The organism is Bradyrhizobium sp. U87765 SZCCT0048, from assembly GCF_018131225.1.
GTDB lineage: Bacteria > Pseudomonadota > Alphaproteobacteria > Rhizobiales > Xanthobacteraceae > Bradyrhizobium_A.
In genome coordinates, this window is sequence record NZ_JAFCMM010000001.1 from 793881 (window position 1) to 809523 (window position 15643).

General features: G+C 67.2%; 15 protein-coding genes. 4 read left to right on the top strand and 11 right to left on the bottom strand.

Translation table 11 applies throughout. The annotated features are described in order from the left end of the window. Positions 1-23 precede the first annotated feature (23 nt). From JQ639_RS03460 to JQ639_RS03475, 4 genes are read right to left on the bottom strand one after another with little or no spacing between them, the layout of a single operon-like run. Positions 24-1166, bottom strand: a complete 1143-nt coding sequence (locus JQ639_RS03460; protein ID WP_211969393.1) for an acyl-CoA dehydrogenase family protein — start codon at positions 1164-1166, stop codon at positions 24-26. Positions 1167-1179: 13 nt separating this feature from the next. Then, a complete protein-coding gene (locus JQ639_RS03465; RefSeq protein WP_211969392.1) occupies positions 1180-1965 on the bottom strand; it encodes an ABC transporter ATP-binding protein in 786 nt (261 codons plus the stop codon). Then, positions 1959-2990 carry an ABC transporter permease gene (locus tag JQ639_RS03470; protein ID WP_211969391.1) on the bottom strand — a complete coding sequence of 344 codons (1032 nt, stop codon included), beginning with the start codon at positions 2988-2990 and terminating at the stop codon, positions 1959-1961. The genes JQ639_RS03465 and JQ639_RS03470 overlap by 7 nt, the downstream gene beginning before the upstream one ends. Continuing rightward, positions 2968-4053 carry an ABC transporter substrate-binding protein gene (locus tag JQ639_RS03475; protein ID WP_211969390.1) on the bottom strand — a complete coding sequence of 362 codons (1086 nt, stop codon included), beginning with the start codon at positions 4051-4053 and terminating at the stop codon, positions 2968-2970. Before JQ639_RS03475 ends, JQ639_RS03470 begins: the two co-directional genes overlap by 23 nt. A gap of 397 nt (positions 4054-4450) precedes the next feature. Here JQ639_RS03475 and JQ639_RS03480 point away from each other — a divergent pair, with 397 nt between their 5' ends. The 4 genes from JQ639_RS03480 to JQ639_RS03495 all read left to right on the top strand — a co-directional run bounded on the left by JQ639_RS03480 (position 4451) and on the right by JQ639_RS03495 (position 7998). Beyond that, complete coding sequence (locus tag JQ639_RS03480) at positions 4451-5437, top strand: ABC transporter substrate-binding protein (protein WP_211969389.1); 987 nt, start codon at positions 4451-4453, stop codon at positions 5435-5437. Positions 5438-5586: 149 nt separating this feature from the next. Further along, positions 5587-6294, top strand: coding sequence for an RraA family protein (locus JQ639_RS03485; protein ID WP_211969388.1), 708 nt, complete (start codon positions 5587-5589; stop codon positions 6292-6294). Then, complete coding sequence (locus tag JQ639_RS03490) at positions 6263-7234, top strand: amidohydrolase family protein (RefSeq protein ID WP_211969387.1); 972 nt, start codon at positions 6263-6265, stop codon at positions 7232-7234. Before JQ639_RS03485 ends, JQ639_RS03490 begins: the two co-directional genes overlap by 32 nt. Then, positions 7231-7998, top strand: coding sequence for an SDR family NAD(P)-dependent oxidoreductase (locus JQ639_RS03495; protein ID WP_211969386.1), 768 nt, complete (start codon positions 7231-7233; stop codon positions 7996-7998). The genes JQ639_RS03490 and JQ639_RS03495 overlap by 4 nt, the downstream gene beginning before the upstream one ends. Before the next feature lie 188 nt (positions 7999-8186). Here the strand turns inward: JQ639_RS03495 and JQ639_RS03500 are convergent, their stop codons facing one another. From JQ639_RS03500 to JQ639_RS03530, 7 genes are all read right to left on the bottom strand, one after another. After that, complete coding sequence (locus JQ639_RS03500; RefSeq protein ID WP_211969385.1) at positions 8187-9182, bottom strand: ABC transporter ATP-binding protein; 996 nt, start codon at positions 9180-9182, stop codon at positions 8187-8189. Continuing rightward, a complete protein-coding gene (locus JQ639_RS03505; RefSeq protein WP_211969384.1) occupies positions 9179-10159 on the bottom strand; it encodes an ABC transporter ATP-binding protein in 981 nt (326 codons plus the stop codon). Before JQ639_RS03505 ends, JQ639_RS03500 begins: the two co-directional genes overlap by 4 nt. A gap of 10 nt (positions 10160-10169) precedes the next feature. Beyond that, complete coding sequence (locus JQ639_RS03510; protein WP_211969383.1) at positions 10170-11000, bottom strand: ABC transporter permease; 831 nt, start codon at positions 10998-11000, stop codon at positions 10170-10172. After that, complete coding sequence (locus JQ639_RS03515) at positions 11000-11935, bottom strand: ABC transporter permease (protein ID WP_211969382.1); 936 nt, start codon at positions 11933-11935, stop codon at positions 11000-11002. Before JQ639_RS03515 ends, JQ639_RS03510 begins: the two co-directional genes overlap by 1 nt. 49 nt (positions 11936-11984) lie before the next feature. After that, positions 11985-13529, bottom strand: a complete 1545-nt coding sequence (locus JQ639_RS03520; RefSeq protein ID WP_211969381.1) for an ABC transporter substrate-binding protein — start codon at positions 13527-13529, stop codon at positions 11985-11987. Positions 13530-13613: 84 nt separating this feature from the next. After that, positions 13614-14789, bottom strand: a complete 1176-nt coding sequence (locus JQ639_RS03525) for an LLM class flavin-dependent oxidoreductase (protein WP_211969380.1) — start codon at positions 14787-14789, stop codon at positions 13614-13616. Continuing rightward, entirely contained in the window at positions 14786-15583 is a 798-nt protein-coding gene (locus tag JQ639_RS03530) for an alpha/beta fold hydrolase (protein ID WP_211969379.1), read from the bottom strand. Before JQ639_RS03530 ends, JQ639_RS03525 begins: the two co-directional genes overlap by 4 nt. Positions 15584-15643 lie beyond the last annotated feature (60 nt).

The following is a 15643-nucleotide window of genomic DNA, read 5'->3' on the forward strand; positions in this document are numbered from 1 at the left end:
GTTTCCTCGCTGAGGTCGCCTGATCAGATCCCGAGCGCGAGCCGCCCGGCTGCCGCGCGGGTGGAGTCGTCCTGGGGCGTGTGCACCCGCGCGCACAGCACGTCGCGATAGTGCCGCTCCAGCGGATTGGCGCGCGTCAGGCCGTGATTGCCGGTGAGCGACAGCGCCGCCTCGACCACCGCGATCGCGTTGTTGGTCACGGTGAGCTTGAGGATGTTGGCTTCGCCGACCGCGATGTCGTGGCCGCTGTCGCAATCCTCGGCGAAGCTGCGGATCAAGCGCGCGTTGACCGCAAGGCGCGTCTCGATGTCGCCGACGACATCCTGGGCCCGCGGCAGCGTCGCCAGCGGTGCGCCGAGGCCGGACGGCGTCCGTGTCTTGAGAAATCCGATCAGCCAGTCGCGCGCCGCACGGGCAACGCCGTCATAGATCGCGGGAATGAGCACCGCATGCAGCGGCACCTGAGCGCCCTCCACCGCCCGCCATTGCGCGGGAGTGCGGATATCGACCGCATGATCGGCAGGAATCGCGACATCGTCGAACAGCACGTCGTGGCTGCCGCTGGCGCGCAGCCCGAGATGGTCCCAGGTCTCGTCAATGCGGATCCCCGGCTCGCCCGCGGGCACGAGGAAAGCGCCGACACGCGGCTCGGCTTCGTCGGTGCGCGCCCACACCACATACCACTTCAGGATCGGCGCGCCCGTCGAATAGATCTTGTGGCCGGTGATGCGCCAGCCGTCACCAGCACGCCGCGCCACCGTCGCCGGCAGACCGCCCCGCGCCGGCGATCCCAGCTCCGGCTCGACGCGCAACGCGTTGACAAGCGCGACGCCGTCGAGCGTTTCCCGCGCCAGACGATGCGCCAGATGGGACGGCCATGCCGGGCTCACCGCGATGGTCAGGTGCTGGATGTAGTGCATCGACAGCACCAGCGCCGTCGACGGATCGGCGCGGCCGATGATGCCGAGCACCCGCGCGGCATCCTGCACGCCGCCGCCGAGGCCGCCGCGCACGGCCGGCACGGTCAGCGCCAGCAGGCCGGCGTCGGCGAGCTCGCGAAAGTTCTCGAACGGAAAGCTGCGATCGCGATCGTGTCCGGCCGCGCGGCCGGCGAAGCCTGCAGCCAGCAGGCTCGCCTTGTCGAAGATGGTGGTGGCGGCGTCCATTGTCAGCGCCCCATCACCAGGTGGCGTCAAGGCCGAGCAGACCAAGGATCTGCCGCCGCAGGTCGGCGAGACGTGGATCGCCGCGATGGCGCGGATACGACAGATCGACGGGGATATCTGCCTTGATTGTCGCAGGACGGTCGCTGAACACGATCACCCGATTGGCGAGGAACAACGCCTCCTCGACATCGTGGGTGACCAGCAACGCCGTGAAGCCGGAGCGTTGCCACAGCGACACCAGTTCGGACTGCATGGTAATGCGGGTCAGCGAATCCAGTTTGCCGAGCGGCTCGTCCAGCACCAGGATGCGCGGATCGTTGACCAGCGCGCGCGCCAGCGCCACGCGCTGCGCCATGCCGCCGGACAGCTGGTGCGGATAGGCGCTGCGGAACGCCGACAGCCCGACGAGATCGAGCGCGGCATCGACCCGCCGGCGCTCGCTGCGCAGGATGCCCTGGGCCTCGAGGCCGAGGGCGACGTTGTTCCACACCGTGCGCCAGGGAAACAGCGTCGGATCCTGGAACACGACGACCCGCGACGGCCACGGACCGGTGATCGGCTCGCCATCCTCGTGGAGCGTTCCCGCGCGCGGCGGCTCGAGGCCGGCGACGAGACGCAGCAGGGTCGACTTGCCGCAGCCCGAGGGCCCGAGCAGCGCCACGAACTCGCCCGGACGCACGCTGAAGCTGATGTCGTCGAGCACCGGCAGCGCCTTGCCGTCGATGTCGAACTGATGGCTGACGCCGTCGATGTCGAGTGCCGCACCGGGGAGTTGGGATTTCGTGGCCAGCGCTACCATTTGACGACTCCCTTCTGCCAGACCAGCAGGCGATCGCGCGCCTTGAACAGCAGTGTGATCGCACCGGAGCACAGCAGCGACATCACCAGCAGCGCCGCATACATGTTGGCGTAGGCGGCCCAGCCCTGCGCCCATTGCAGGTACCAGCCAAGCCCCGCCTTGACGCCCATCATCTCCGCGACCACCAGCACCGCGAACGAAGCGCCGAGCCCCATGAACAGGCCGACGAAGACATAAGGCAGCGCCGCGGGGATCGCGACCTTGAGGACGAGGAACGAGGGCTTCGCCCCCAGCGTGCGCGCGACGTCATAATAGGCCGTGCTGACGCTCGCGACCCCCGACCAGGTCAGCACCGTGACCGGAAAGCCGGTCGCGAGCGCGATCAGAAAGGTGCTGGCGCTCCAGCTGGAGGGAAAGCTGAAGAACGCGATCGGCAGCCACGCGGTTGCCGGAAGCGGTCCGATGAAACGCAGGATCGGATGGACCCAGTAGCCGACGCTGCGCGACCAGCCAATCGCCACGCCCGTGACGAAACCGGCCACGGCGCCGATGACATAGCCGCCGAGCTGCAGCTTGACCGAGGCCCAGACGCTGGCGGCGAGCTTCGGCAGATCGTCGGTATAGACCTCGATGATCGCCTGCGGCGGCGGAAAGAACGGCAGCGGCAGCCAGGCGAGCTTGGCGGTGGCGACTTCCCAGAGGGTCAGAAACAGGCCGAGCACGATGAACCAAGGCGCACGCTGGCGCAGGCCGTCGGTCCGCTCGAACCACACGGCGGCGACCGTGGCGACGCCGAGCAGCGCCGCGATCACGAAAGCCGCAACCGCCAGATCATGCGTGCGCGACCAGTCGCCGACATCATCGCGCCACAGGCACGACCAGCCGAACGCGCCCCAGGCGAGCGCCGCGGCCACGCCGGCGCCGGCCACCGGCACGTGACGCCAGCCATGCGCCCGGGTGGCCGTCGCGGCCGCGCCGGACGGCGCGTGGTAAGGGACGTCGTCAGACGCCGAAAACGTCGACATAGATCTTCTCCGCAAACCTGGCCGTGTCAGTCGAGGGCTTGAACACCGCGACACGCTTGAGATCGTCGGCGTAGGCCTTCAGCTCCTGCTTCAGCTCCGCGCCGACCGGATGATGGTGATGGGTGTGGTAGCGCACCATGCCCTCGAGATCGGCAAGGGTTGCCGCCTTCGGCGCATAGGGCAGGAACGACTTCGCCGCCTGCTCCGGATGGTGCGACGTGAAGGCGGCCGCATCGAGCAGCGCCTGGGTGACGGCGCGGGCAACCTGCGGCTCCTCGCGCACCAGGCTGCCGCGCAGGCCGACGATGCAGCAGGTCCTGTCCTTGTAGTCGCCGTCGAGATTGGAGGCGATTTCCTTGTAGGTGCCATCCTTGAGCCAGAGATAAGCCACCGGATCGGCCACCAGCACGGCCTGCACCTCGCCCTTCTCGACCGCGAGTTGCAGCAGATTGGACGGATACGGCCGCCAGTCGACCTCGGTGTTGGGGTCGATGCCGAGCTTGGACAGCTGGATCGAGAAGAAGTTCTTGTCGGGACCGGCGAGATCGCCGACGCCGACGGGCCGCCCCTTCAGATCGGCGAGGCCCTTGAGCGCGGAATCGGCGCGCGTCAGCACGCGCATGCAGCCGCCATGGGTGCCGGCGGCGATCTTGACGTCGAAGCCCTGCTCCAGCGGCTTCAGCCAGCGCAGCGCCATACCGAGCCCCGCATCGCTCTTGCCGGTTGCGATCGCTTCCAGCAACTGATCGGTGGAGCCGCTGTAGTTGACGAGTTCGACGTCGAGATTGTGCTTCTGAAAGAAGCCCTGATCGATCGCCACCGGAAGCGGCGCGAGACAGACGGCGCCGGCATTCCATGACAGTTTCAGCTTGCGCGGCGCACCGCTGAGCGGCGCGGCGTCGGATGCAGTTCTGCAGATACCGTCCTGCGCGTCGAACGCCGTTCCACCAGATCGGGCTGGAAACGCCTGTGCGCCGAACACGCCAAGGGGCGCAGCGATAGCGGCTGCGCCCGCGCCTTGCAGCAGCGTGCGGCGATTGAACCGCCCGTGACCCATCGTCATCAATTACTCTCCCCGCAAGACACAGAATCCCGCCCGCGCAGCGCACCCACGCTGCGCGTCGGAGCGATCCGACATCGGCTTTCAAAATGGATTCAGGTGTCCGCCGCAGCCTGCCGGCGCGACGGTCGAAACATGCAGGCATGATGGTGCCGGACGCGCACGAGCGTCAATGAAATGGAATTTTGAAGTTCGCAGATCCCGGAGACATTCTCTCCCTCTCCGCATGGATCGAAGCGGCTGCGATTTCACGACGCACGCAACGTTCCATACATGGCGCGTTTTCGAGACGAACCTTCCCGGCGCGCTGCATTCTTCGCACGGCCATTTTATTGACGAGCGGCATTTGCTGCGCCGAGCATATGTTCCCGATCCTGCATTCACGAAAGGCTGCATCTGCATGACGACGACCGAAACGATCTCCGCTTCCCTGCTGAAGGCCTTGCGCCGCCTGCGATCGATCGCGGTGGCGGCGACAGCCTGCGTCGTCGCGACATCAGCGTTCGCGCAGTCGCAGGTCACGCTGCGCGTCGGCGACCAGAAGGGTGGCAACCGCTCGCTGCTGGAGATTGCAGGCCTTGCGAAGGACCTCCCCTACAAGATCGAATGGTCGGAGTTTCCGGCCGCCGCACCGATCCTGGAAGCCCTCAACGCCGGCGCGCTCGACGTCGGCTATACCGGCGACCTCTCCTTCCTGACGGTGTTCGCGGCCGGCGCTCCGATCAAGGCGATCGGCGGCACGCGTTCCGACGCCCACACCCAGGCGATTGTGGTACGCAAGGATTCGCCGATCCGCTCCGCTGCCGACCTCAAGGGCAGGAAGCTGGCCGGCACCCGCGGCGGCTGGGGCCAGTTCCTGATCTCCGCGACGCTGGAGAAGGCGGGCTACAAGCTCGACGACGCCACCTTCGTGGCGCTCGGCCCGGTCGACGCCAAGACCGCGCTGCTCGCCGGGTCGGTCGACGCCTGGGCGGTCTGGGAGCCCTACATCTCCTATGCCGAACTCAAGGACAACGCGCGCGTCGTCGCCGACGGCGAAGGCCTGACGCCGACCATCACCTTCGTGGTCGCAACCGATGCCGCGATCGCCACCAAGCGCGCCGCGGTCGCCGACTTCCTGCAGCGGCTCAACAAGGCCCGCCTGTGGTCGCTCGACCACAACGCCGAATACGCCCGCAGCACCGCCGAACTGACCAAGCTGCCGGAGGACGTGCTGGCCCGCGCCTACGCCGCCCAGCGCACCAGTCCGATCGCCATCGACGACACCGTGCAGCGGGAATTCCAGCAGGCTGCCGACCGTGCCACGCGCTATGGCCTGATCGGCCGGCAGGTCGACGTCGGCCCGGCGCTCGACCGCAGCTTCAACGCCGCTTCCGGCACGAACTGAACCAGCGCATCCCCGTGGCCGCCGCGAGGCGGCTGCGGGGAACGGATGGTTGACAGCGTGGAACAGGCGGGTCAATTTAGTACGTATACGCACCTGTTTCGGCGGCCGTCCCTGCGAGCCGCGGCCCCTGAATAAGGACCCCGGACTCCATGCCCGTCTTCTCCGCCGACCTGCTCGCCGAGCTCGCCACGCTCGACACCCCCACGGTCTGCAATGCTATCGAGCTGCTCGATCCCGCCCGCACGGGCCTCGGCTTCACCACCGAAGCGCTGCAGTGCCTCTACCCGAGCCTCAAGCCGATGGTCGGCTATGCCCGCACCGCGACCTTTCGCTCGATGCAACCGCTCGCCGTGCCGCAGGCCGAGAAGAGCGCGCGCAACATGGCCTACTACACTTATATCGCGGAGGGCGGCCCGACGCCGTCGGTGTGCATCATCCAGGATCTCGACGGCTTCCGTGCCGGCTTCGGCGCGCTGTGGGGCGAGGTCAACACCCACATTCATCAGGGCTTCGGCTGCCTCGGCGTCGTTACCGACGGCAGCGTCCGCGACGTCGACGGCAACGCGCCGGGCTTCCAGATGCTGTGCAGCAAGGTGGTGCCGTCTCACGCGCACTACCACATCGTCGATTTCGGCCAGCCGGTGAACGTCGCCGGCATGTATGCCGAGCATGGCGACCTGATCCATGCCGACCGCCACGGCGCCGTCGTGATCCCCGAAGCGATCGCCGCCGAGATCCCGAAGACCGCGGCGCTGCTCGCCAAACGCGAGGCCGCGATCATCGCCGCCGCCAGGACCCCCGGCTTCAACGTTGAGATGCTCAGGAATGCCGTTGGCAACGCCCGCCAGATCCATTGAGCCGGCGTCGCCGGCGGCCCGCATCCGCTTCATCGACGCGCATCATCATCTCTGGGACCCGGACACCGCGCCCTACCCGTGGATGGGCAGCGGAGCCCGCAAGTTCATGGGCGATACCACGCCGGTGTGCGGGCGCTATCTGCTCGCGGACTTCCGGCAGGAAGCATCTGCCGTCGACCTGATCGGATCGGTGCACCTGCAGTGCGGCCGCCAGCCGGGCGATCCGGTGGCGGAGACGGCATGGGTGGCGGCCCAGGCGCAGCGGGCCGGCTTCCCGATCGCCATCGTCGGCTTCTGCGACCTCGCCGACCCGGCCGCCGCCGATATCCTGGCGCGGCATTCGGCTTTTCCTGCCTTCCGCGGCGTCCGTCACATGCTCAACTGGGGCGAGGACCAGCAGTACCGCCTGTGCGAGCGCAGCGACCTCATGGCCAACCCGTCGTGGCGGCGCGGCTTCGACGCCCTCGCCCGCCATGGCCTGTCGTTCGACCTCCAGGTCAACGCCTGGCAGCTCGCGGACGCCGCGGCACTCGCCCGCGCCTATCCAGACACCCGGATCATTCTCAACCACGCCGGGCTCCCGATAGACCGCAGCACCGAGGGCCTCGCGCGCTGGCGCGACGGCATCGCCGCCCTCGCCGCCTGCCCGAATGTCGACGCCAAGATCTCCGGCCTCGGCATGACCGACCCGCAGTGGACGGAACAGAGCCTGCGGCCGATCGTCGAGACCGTCATCGCGGCATTCGGCGTCGAGCGCTGCATGTTCGGCTCGAACTTTCCGATCGATCGCCTTTACGCGCCGTATTCGCGGTATATGGAGGTTTATCGGAGCCTGACCGCCGGCTTCAGCGCGGCAGCGCGCGACGCGCTGTTCTGGCGCACGGCGGCCCGGGCCTACCGTATCGACCTTCCGCCCGCCGCCACAGGACACCTTTCATGAGCGACTTTGCCAGCTACCCGAGCCTCAAGGGGCGCAGCGTGTTCATCAGCGGCGGCGGCAGCGGCATCGGCGCCGAGCTGGTCACTCAATTCTGCGCCCAGGGCGCCCGCGTCGCGTTCATCGACGTCGCCGAGGAGGCGTCGCAGGCCCTGGTCGAGACCATCGGCCGCGCCGGCCATCCGGCGCCGGTCTTCATCAACTGCGACGTCACCGACATCGATGCCCTGCGCGCCGCGATCGTGCAGGCCGAAGCCGCCCATGGCGGCATCGACGTGCTCGTCAACAACGCCGCCAACGACCAGCGCCACAAGCTCGCCGAACTGACGCCGGACGACTGGACACGCATCACCGATGTCAACGTTCGCCACCAGCTGTTCGCCATCCAGGCCGTGAGCGAGGGCATGCGCCGCCGCCGCCACGGCTCGATCATCAATTTCAGCTCGGTGACCTGGCTCAAGGGCACGCCGGGCCTGCCGGTCTATGTCGCCTCAAAAGCCGCGGTCGTCGGCCTGACGCGGGCGATGGCCCGCGAACTCGGCCCCGACGGCATCCGCGTCAATGTCATCCTGCCCGGCTGGATCATGACCGAGCGCCAGGTGCGGCTGTGGCTGACCCCGGAGGGCGAAGCCCGGCTGATGCAGAACCAGTGCATTCCGGAAAAGCTCTATCCGCCGGACGTCGCGCGCATGGCGCTGTTCCTCGCCGCCGACGACAGCCGCCTGATCACCGGCCAGAGCCTCGTGGTCGATGGCGGGGCGACGTAAGCCCGAGCCGCAACGCATCGGCCTCATGGTTCGAGACGCGCAGCTCCGCTGAGCTCCTCACCATGAGGAGAAGCGGTCGACTCCCACCTATTCGGCAGACTTTTCCGCTGAACGACTTTTCTCCTCATCCTGAGGAGCGGCTCCGCCGCGTCTCGAAGGATGAGGCCCACCTCGCGAAGTTGGCGCCGCTACCCCGCCTGCGCAACCAGTTCCTGTGCGCGGTGACAGGCGGCGAAGTGGCCGTCGCCGCGATCGGTCGGCTCAGGACGTGTCTGGCGGCAGAGGTCGATGGCCAGCGGACAGCGTGGATGGAAGGTGCAGCCGGGCGGCGGCGACACCGGGCTCGGCAATTCGCCATAGATATCGTCGGCGCGGCGCGGCGCCGTGGGGTCGGCGACCGGAATGGCCTCGAGCAACGCCCGCGTATAGGGATGGGACGGCGCGCGGAAAATGCGCTCCACCGGCCCGATCTCGACGATGCGGCCGAGATAGACCACGGCGACGCGATCGCAGACATGCTCGATCACCGCGAGATCGTGCGAGATCAGGATATAGCTCAGGCCCATCTCATCACGCAGGTCGCCGAGCAGGTTGAGGATCTGGGCCCGCACCGAGACGTCGAGCGCGCTGACCGGCTCGTCGGCGAGCACCACGCTGGGATTGAGCGCGAGCGCCCGGGCGATGCCGATGCGCTGGCGCTGGCCGCCGGAGAACTGGTGCGGATAGTTGTCGCCCTGCGCCGCCGACAGCCCGACCTTGGCGAGCAGCCAGTCGACCCGCTCCTCCGCCTCCTTGCGGCCGAGCGGCGACAACGCGTCGAGCGGCTCGCGCACCAGGTCGCGGACGCGCTCGCGCGGATCGAGCGAGGCATACGGATCCTGGAAGACGATCTGAATGTCCTTGCGGATGCGGCGCAGCGCCTCGCCGTGCAGATGGGTGATGTCGCGGCCGTTCAGCGTGATGCTGCCGGCATGCGGTTCGGCGAGCCGCATCACGGTGCGCGCCAGCGTGGTCTTGCCGCAGCCGCTCTCGCCGACGATACCCAGCGTTTCGCCCTTCGCCAGCGAAAAGGAGATGCCGTTGACCGCATGCACCCAGTGCTGGGGCGCGAACAGCGAGCGCCGGCGTACCGGGTAGCGCACCACGAGATCGCGGACCTCGAGAACGTTGTCGGCGGAGGTCATGACGCGTTCCTCTCCAGCCAGCAGGCGACCGTGCGACCGTCATCACGCGCGAACAAGGGCGGGCGTTCGGTGCAAACAGCGAAACGCTGCGCACAGCGCGGCGCGAAGCGGCAGCCCGGCACGTCCTCCATGATGGTCGGCACCGATCCCGGAATTTCGTTGAGACGCTGATGGCCATGCCGCCAGCGGTCGCCAAGCGTGGGCACCGAGGCGAGCAGCCCCTTGGTATAGGGATGGCTGGGGGACGCGAACACCTCGGCAACCGGTCCGGTCTCGACAATGCGCCCGCCATACATCACCGCAAGGCGGTCAGCGTGCTGGGCGACGATGCCCATGTCATGGGTGATCAGGATGACGGCCAGATTGAGTTCGCGGCGCAGGCGGTCGAGCAGATGCAGCACCTGCGCCTGGATGGTGACGTCGAGGGCCGTCGTCGGCTCGTCGGCGATCAGCACGTCCGGCGTATAGGCCAGCGCCATGGCGATCATGACACGCTGGCGCATGCCGCCGCTGATCTCGTGCGGGAAGCGCCGCATGATCCCCTCGGGATCGGGAATATGAACCAGCTTGAGCAGTTCGAGGCAGCGCCGGCGCGAGGCGGCACCACGGCCGTCCCCGTGAGCGACGAACACCTCGGTGATCTGGTCGGCCACCGTGTAGCAGGGATTGAGCGCCGACAGCGGCTCCTGGAAGATCATCGACATGCGCCTGCCGCGCAGGCCGCGCATCGCCCGGTCGGACAGCGTCAGGAGGTCCTGGCCGTCGAACAGCACCCGCCCCGAGGTCACCCTGCCCGCCTGCGGATCGATCAGACGCAGCAGCGACAGCGCGGTCACGCTCTTGCCCGAGCCGGATTCGCCGACGAGGCCGAGGGTCTCGCCGCGGTCGAGGGAAAAGCTGACGTCGTCCACGGCGCGCCGCGGCCCGGCCGGGGTCCTGAACTCGGTGACAAGGTTTTCGACGGTGAGAATGCTCATGGCCGCAACCTCACATGCCGACGCCGCGCAGGCGCGGATCGAGGATGTCCCGCAGCGCATCGCCGAGCAGGTTGAAGCCGACAAGGGTCAGCGTCAGCATCAAGCCGGGAAAGGTCGTCAGCCACGGCGCGCCGATGATATTGGTGCGGCCCTCCGCCAGCATGTTACCCCACGACGGATCCGGCGGATTGACGCCGACGCCGAGGAACGACAGCCCGGCCTCGACCAGGATGGCGTTGGCGGTGAACACCGTGCAGGTGACGATGATCTGCGCCGACGCGTTGGGCAGGATGTGGCGCCAGATAATGGCGACATCGCGCTGGCCGGACGCCCGCGCCGCCTCGATGTAGTCGAGTTCGCGCAGCCCCAGCGTCTCGCCGCGCACGACCCGGGCAAAGCGCGGAATGAACAGCAGGCTGATGGTCAGCACCAGGTTGACAAGGCTGCTGCCGAGCGCCGCGACCATGGCGAGCGCCAGCACCACGATGGGAAAGCTCAGGAGAATGTCCATCGGACGCATCAGCAGCGTATCGATCCAGCCGCGGAAATAGCCGGCCATCACTCCGATGGCAGAGCCGATGACGCAGCCGGTCGCAACGCTGGAGAGCGCAATCAGCAGCGACGGCCGCGCGCCCCAGATCACCCGCGACAGCACGTCCCGGCCGAAGAAGTCCGTGCCCATCCAATTGGCGAGCGACGGCGCCTCGCTGCCGCCGCCCGCCCCGATTGCCAGCGGATCATAGGGCGCGATCCAGGGCGCCAGCAGCGCCACCAGCACCATCGCCAGCACGATGCAGCCGCCGGTCACGGCCTTGCCGTTCGAGAGCAGACGGGCGGGCATTACAGACGGATCCGCGGATTGAGAACGGTGTAGAGCATGTCGGTCAGCAGGGTCGTGAGAATGAACAGGCCGGCGAACACCGCCACCGATGCCTGCACCTGGGGATAGTCGCGCTGCAGGATGGCGTCCCACACCATGGTGCCCGCACCGGTGCGGCCGAACACCACCTCGACGATCACCGCGCCGCCGAGCAACTGGCCCACGGTGAGGCCGAGCACGGTGACGACCGAAAGCAGCGCGTTGCGCAGGGCGTGGCGGACGATCACGACACTTTCGCTCAAGCCCTTGGCGCGCGCGGTGCGGATATAGTCGCGACTCAGCACCTCCAGCATGCTGGAGCGCGTCAGGCGCGTGGTCAGCCCGAGAAAGCCGGCAGCCAGTGTCACCGCCGGCAGGATCAGATGGACGGCCTGGTCGAGCATATCGCCGGGCTCGCCATTGCCATAGATCGGCAGCCAGCCCAGCCAGTAGGAGAACACCAGCAGCAGGATCAGGCCGAGCCAGAACTGCGGCATCGACATCAGCAGGAACACGGTGACGGAAACGCCGTAGTCGAGCGCGGTGTTGCGCTTCACGGCGCTGATGACCCCTGCCGGAATGCTGATGGCGATGATCACCACGATGGATGCCGCGCACAGCAGCAGCGTCGACGGCAGAACCTCGAGGATGCGTCCGACCACGGGTTCATGAGTGGCGAGCGACAGCCCCCAGTTGCCGGTGACGAAATCCCTGAGGAAGATGACGTACTGGGTGAGCAGCGAGCGGTCGAGGCCGAGGTCGTGGCGCAGCCGCGCGAGGTCCGCCGCGGTCGCGTCGGTGCCGAGCATGACCTGGGCGGGATCGCCCGGGATCATGCGGATCAGCAGGAAAAGCACCGTCATCACGCCGAGCAGCGTGGGGACGGCCTGCAGCAGGAGGCGGCCGACGCTTCTCACGTCTCACCCCGGCCGGCCGGTCCGCGACAACGACACCCGCACACCCGCGTCATTTCTGGATGAAGGCACGCTCGAGCGTCGGCGTGTTCTCGGGGACGCGATAGGCGTCGAGCCCCTTGATCCACTTCTGCGCCACGTAAGTGTTCTTCTCCAGCGTCAGCGGGATCGCCGGGCTGTCCTCGGCGATACGGCGCAGCGCTTCGGTGTAGAGAGCGGCGCGCTGCTGCGCGTCGAAGGTCACGCGGGCCTTGTCGAGGAGATCGTCGACGCCGCCATACATCGCGCAGTTGATGCCGTTGGGCGCGATGTTCGAGGAATGATAGCTCGGATAGAGGAAGGCGTCGGCCGCCGGCGCGCGGAACGCCGCGTTCCAAAGGATTTCGTGGTCGGTCTGGCCAAGCATGCGGAACCAGGTCGGCCGGTCGATCTGCTTGATGTTCAGCGTGACGCCGACCTTCTTGAGCTGCGCCTGCAGCAGCACAGCCTCGCGCTGGTAGGTGACGGGGACGGTCAGCGTCACGTTCAGATCGCGTACGCCGGCATCGGCGAGCATCTTCGCCGCCTTGTCCGGATCATAGGCATAACGCTTGAGATCGGTGGTGTAGCCCTCGACACCCGGCGGCACCACGGTGTCCAGCACCTGGCCGCGCACGCCATAGACGGTATCGACGATCGCCTTCTTGTCGATGGCGTACTGGAAGGCCTGGCGGACTTCCTTGCGATCGAACGGCGCTTTGCGGGTGTTGAACGTCAGCAGATAGAAGCCGGTGGTGACGTCGGACACCAGAAAGTGGACATCGGGATTCCTGAGATAGCGATCGATGGTGTTCTTGTCGTTGATGTCGACGACGTCGATCTGGCCGCGATCGAATGCCAGCATCGAGGTACTCTCCTCGCGCATCACCTGGAAGGAGATGGTGTCGAGCCTGGGCTTGTCGCCGAAATACTCGTCGTTCCGGCGCAGCACGATCTCGCGGCCGAGATCGGCCTTCTCGATGTAGAAGGGTCCGGTGCCGACGATCTTGGTGCCGTACTCCGCCCCCTGCGCCTTGGCCGCCGCCTCGCTCATCAGGAAGCCGGCGCGGAAGGTCGCAACCGCATGGGGAAACACCGCCGACGGCGCCTTGAGGTTGAAGCGGACGGTGTGATCGTCGACCACGTCGACGCTGGCGATATCGCGGAACTGGCCGGCGTTGCGCGACTTGGTCTCGGGATTGAGCACGCGCTCGATCGACCATTTGACGTCCCGCGCCGTGAACGGACCGAAATTGCGGTGCCACTTCACGTCCTTGCGCAGGAAGAACGTGTAGACCTTGCCGTCCTCGCTGACCTCGTACCTCGTCGCGAGGTCGGGGATCAGATCGAACTTCGTCCCTGGCGCGTAGCGCAGCAGCGCGTTGTTGACGAGGATCGAGATCCGGCCCTCGTCGCCGGCCGAGATTTCATGCGCCGGATCGATGCTGTTGAGGGCGGTGATCTGCGGCTTGAGCACCTGCGGCGCATCCGCCGCCGCGCTGCCGCGCACGCCGACCAGGCCCGCGGACCCCACAGCTGCGGCGCCGGCCATAAACTGACGCTTTGTAATCCCCGACACGATCGTTCCCCTCCCCTGGCCGCTTGCCGGCCTTGATGCCCTTGACGGGCTATATCTGTTTGTCCTTGCCGCTGCCTGCCGGCCTCACGCCGGCGTCGGCATCCTGGCGAAGTCCGGCACCGCGTCGCGAAGATAAGGCATCACCTCGCGGGCGAAAAGCTCGGTATTCTTGCGCGTCAGATGCTCCGGCAGGGTGCCGAACTGCAGGCCCGGCAACACGGTGTTGAAGCCGGCCTTGCTCTGGATTTCGAGCAGCCGCTCGCGCACCGTCGCCGGGCTGCCGCAGATGAAGGTGCCCTGCTCCATCAGGTCGTGGATGGTGCGCGCGCCGGAGGTGATGCCCTTCTTGGCCTGCATCACGCCCTTCATCGACGCCAGCGACAGATAGCCCGGCGGCAGCAGCATTTCCATCGGCATCCGCAGGAACTTGTTGACGAAGGCCTCGACGTGGGGCTGCGCCTCGCGCACCGCGATCTCGTCGGTCTCGCCGACATAGATCTTGATCGACCAGCCGAGCTGGTCCGGCGACGGCTCGTACCCCGCCTTGCGCGCCTCCTCGCGGTACATGTTCATGTACTTGTAAAGCATCGGCAGCGGCGTCTGGGTCTGCAGATAGGTGTAGCGCCGCTCCTTGGCCGACGCCCAGCGAATGGTCTCGCTCGACCCCTGCGACGGAATCCAGATCGGCGGATGCGGGTTCTGGAACGGCCGCGGCCACAGGTTGACGTAGTTGTAGTGATAGTACTTGCCCTCGAACGAGAACGGCCCCTTTTCCGTCCAGGCGCGCACGATCAGGTCATGCGCCTCGTGGAAGCGGTCGTGGCTCTCGGTCGGGTTGACGCCCATGGTGTGGTATTCGGCGCCGATGCCGCGCACGAACCCGGTGACGATGCGGCCACCCGTGAGGTTGTCCAGCAGCGCGAATTCCTCGGCGATGGTCAGCGGGTTGCTGACCAGCGGCAGCGCCCGGCCGAGAATGCAGATCTTGGCATTCCTGGTGCGCCGCGCCAGCGCGCCCGCGAGCACGTTCGGCGCCGGCATCAGGCCATAGGCGGTCTGGTGATGCTCGTTGACGCAGACGCCATCGAAGCCGAGCTGGTCGGCATATTCGAGCTCGTCGAGATAGCGGTTGTAGAGCTCATGGCCCTTGACCGGATCATAGTAGCTGTTGGGCAGCGTCACCCAGGCGGAGCCGTGATCGCGATCGTAGTCGAGGTCGAGATCGGCATAGGGCATCAGGTGGAAGAAAACGAACTTCATGACTTCACTCCCGCAACGAAGCGGTCGATATGCTGGACAAAGGTGTCGGCCTGCTCGATCTGCGGCAGATGCCCGCAGTTCGGAATGACGGTGTACTCGGCCTGCGGCAGCAGGCCGCGGAAGGCCTCGACATAGGCGACAGGGATCAGTTCGTCGTCGGCTCCCCACAGGAACTGGATGGGACGGTCGATCTGGTGCAGCCACTTGGCGAGATGCGGATCGTAGAACCGCGGCTGCCAGGCGAGCCGCGCCGTCATGAAGCGGTTCTTCATGTCGGCCTCTTCCTGCTCGGGGGTCTGCGGCAGCGCCAGGATGCGCTCGCCGATCGCCTTGTCGTGGTAGAGATGGCGCAGCTGCTGCTCGCGCGACCACAGGAACGTATCCGGCCGAGCCACGCCTTTCGCGTGAATGCCGGCCGGCGCCACCAGCGACAGCGAGGCAATATGCCGGGTGTCCTTGACGGCGATCTCCAGCGCCATCCAGCCGCCGAGCGAACTGCCGACGACATGCACCGCGCCGAGATCGAGGTCGCGCAGCAACTGGCGATAGAAGAATGCAACGTCGTGGATGTTGTCGAGCCATTCGGGCGTCTGCGACTGACCGAACCCAGGATGCTCCGGCGCGATCACGTGATAACGCTCGGCCAGCACCGACAGGAACGGATGCCAGCCGCCGCCGCCCGCGCCATGCAGGTACAGCAGCGGTCGGCCGCGCCCGGCGCTCTGCAGCGCGATCCTGCATCCTTCGAGGGTCCGAAACTCGCGCTCCGGCGCGGTCAATGATGTCGTGGTCATGCCTGCAAGTCGTCGGCCGCGGGCCTCTCCTCCCGCCGCCGCTCCCCAATTAGTTAGTAT

What these genes read in the sequence shown, in the direction of transcription:
- JQ639_RS03460 (WP_211969393.1), bottom strand. Translation starts at nt 1,166, where the DNA reads ATGGACGCCGCCACCACCATCTTCGACAAGGCGAGCCTGCTGGCTGCA.
- JQ639_RS03465 (WP_211969392.1), bottom strand. Translation starts at nt 1,965, where the DNA reads ATGGTAGCGCTGGCCACGAAATCCCAACTCCCCGGTGCGGCACTCGAC.
- JQ639_RS03470 (WP_211969391.1), bottom strand. Translation starts at nt 2,990, where the DNA reads ATGTCGACGTTTTCGGCGTCTGACGACGTCCCTTACCACGCGCCGTCC.
- JQ639_RS03475 (WP_211969390.1), bottom strand. Translation starts at nt 4,053, where the DNA reads ATGACGATGGGTCACGGGCGGTTCAATCGCCGCACGCTGCTGCAAGGC.
- JQ639_RS03480 (WP_211969389.1), top strand. Translation starts at nt 4,451, where the DNA reads ATGACGACGACCGAAACGATCTCCGCTTCCCTGCTGAAGGCCTTGCGC.
- JQ639_RS03485 (WP_211969388.1), top strand. Translation starts at nt 5,587, where the DNA reads ATGCCCGTCTTCTCCGCCGACCTGCTCGCCGAGCTCGCCACGCTCGAC.
- JQ639_RS03490 (WP_211969387.1), top strand. Translation starts at nt 6,263, where the DNA reads ATGCCGTTGGCAACGCCCGCCAGATCCATTGAGCCGGCGTCGCCGGCG.
- JQ639_RS03495 (WP_211969386.1), top strand. Translation starts at nt 7,231, where the DNA reads ATGAGCGACTTTGCCAGCTACCCGAGCCTCAAGGGGCGCAGCGTGTTC.
- JQ639_RS03500 (WP_211969385.1), bottom strand. Translation starts at nt 9,182, where the DNA reads ATGACCTCCGCCGACAACGTTCTCGAGGTCCGCGATCTCGTGGTGCGC.
- JQ639_RS03505 (WP_211969384.1), bottom strand. Translation starts at nt 10,159, where the DNA reads ATGAGCATTCTCACCGTCGAAAACCTTGTCACCGAGTTCAGGACCCCG.
- JQ639_RS03510 (WP_211969383.1), bottom strand. Translation starts at nt 11,000, where the DNA reads ATGCCCGCCCGTCTGCTCTCGAACGGCAAGGCCGTGACCGGCGGCTGC.
- JQ639_RS03525 (WP_211969380.1), bottom strand. Translation starts at nt 14,789, where the DNA reads ATGAAGTTCGTTTTCTTCCACCTGATGCCCTATGCCGATCTCGACCTC.
- JQ639_RS03530 (WP_211969379.1), bottom strand. Translation starts at nt 15,583, where the DNA reads ATGACCACGACATCATTGACCGCGCCGGAGCGCGAGTTTCGGACCCTC.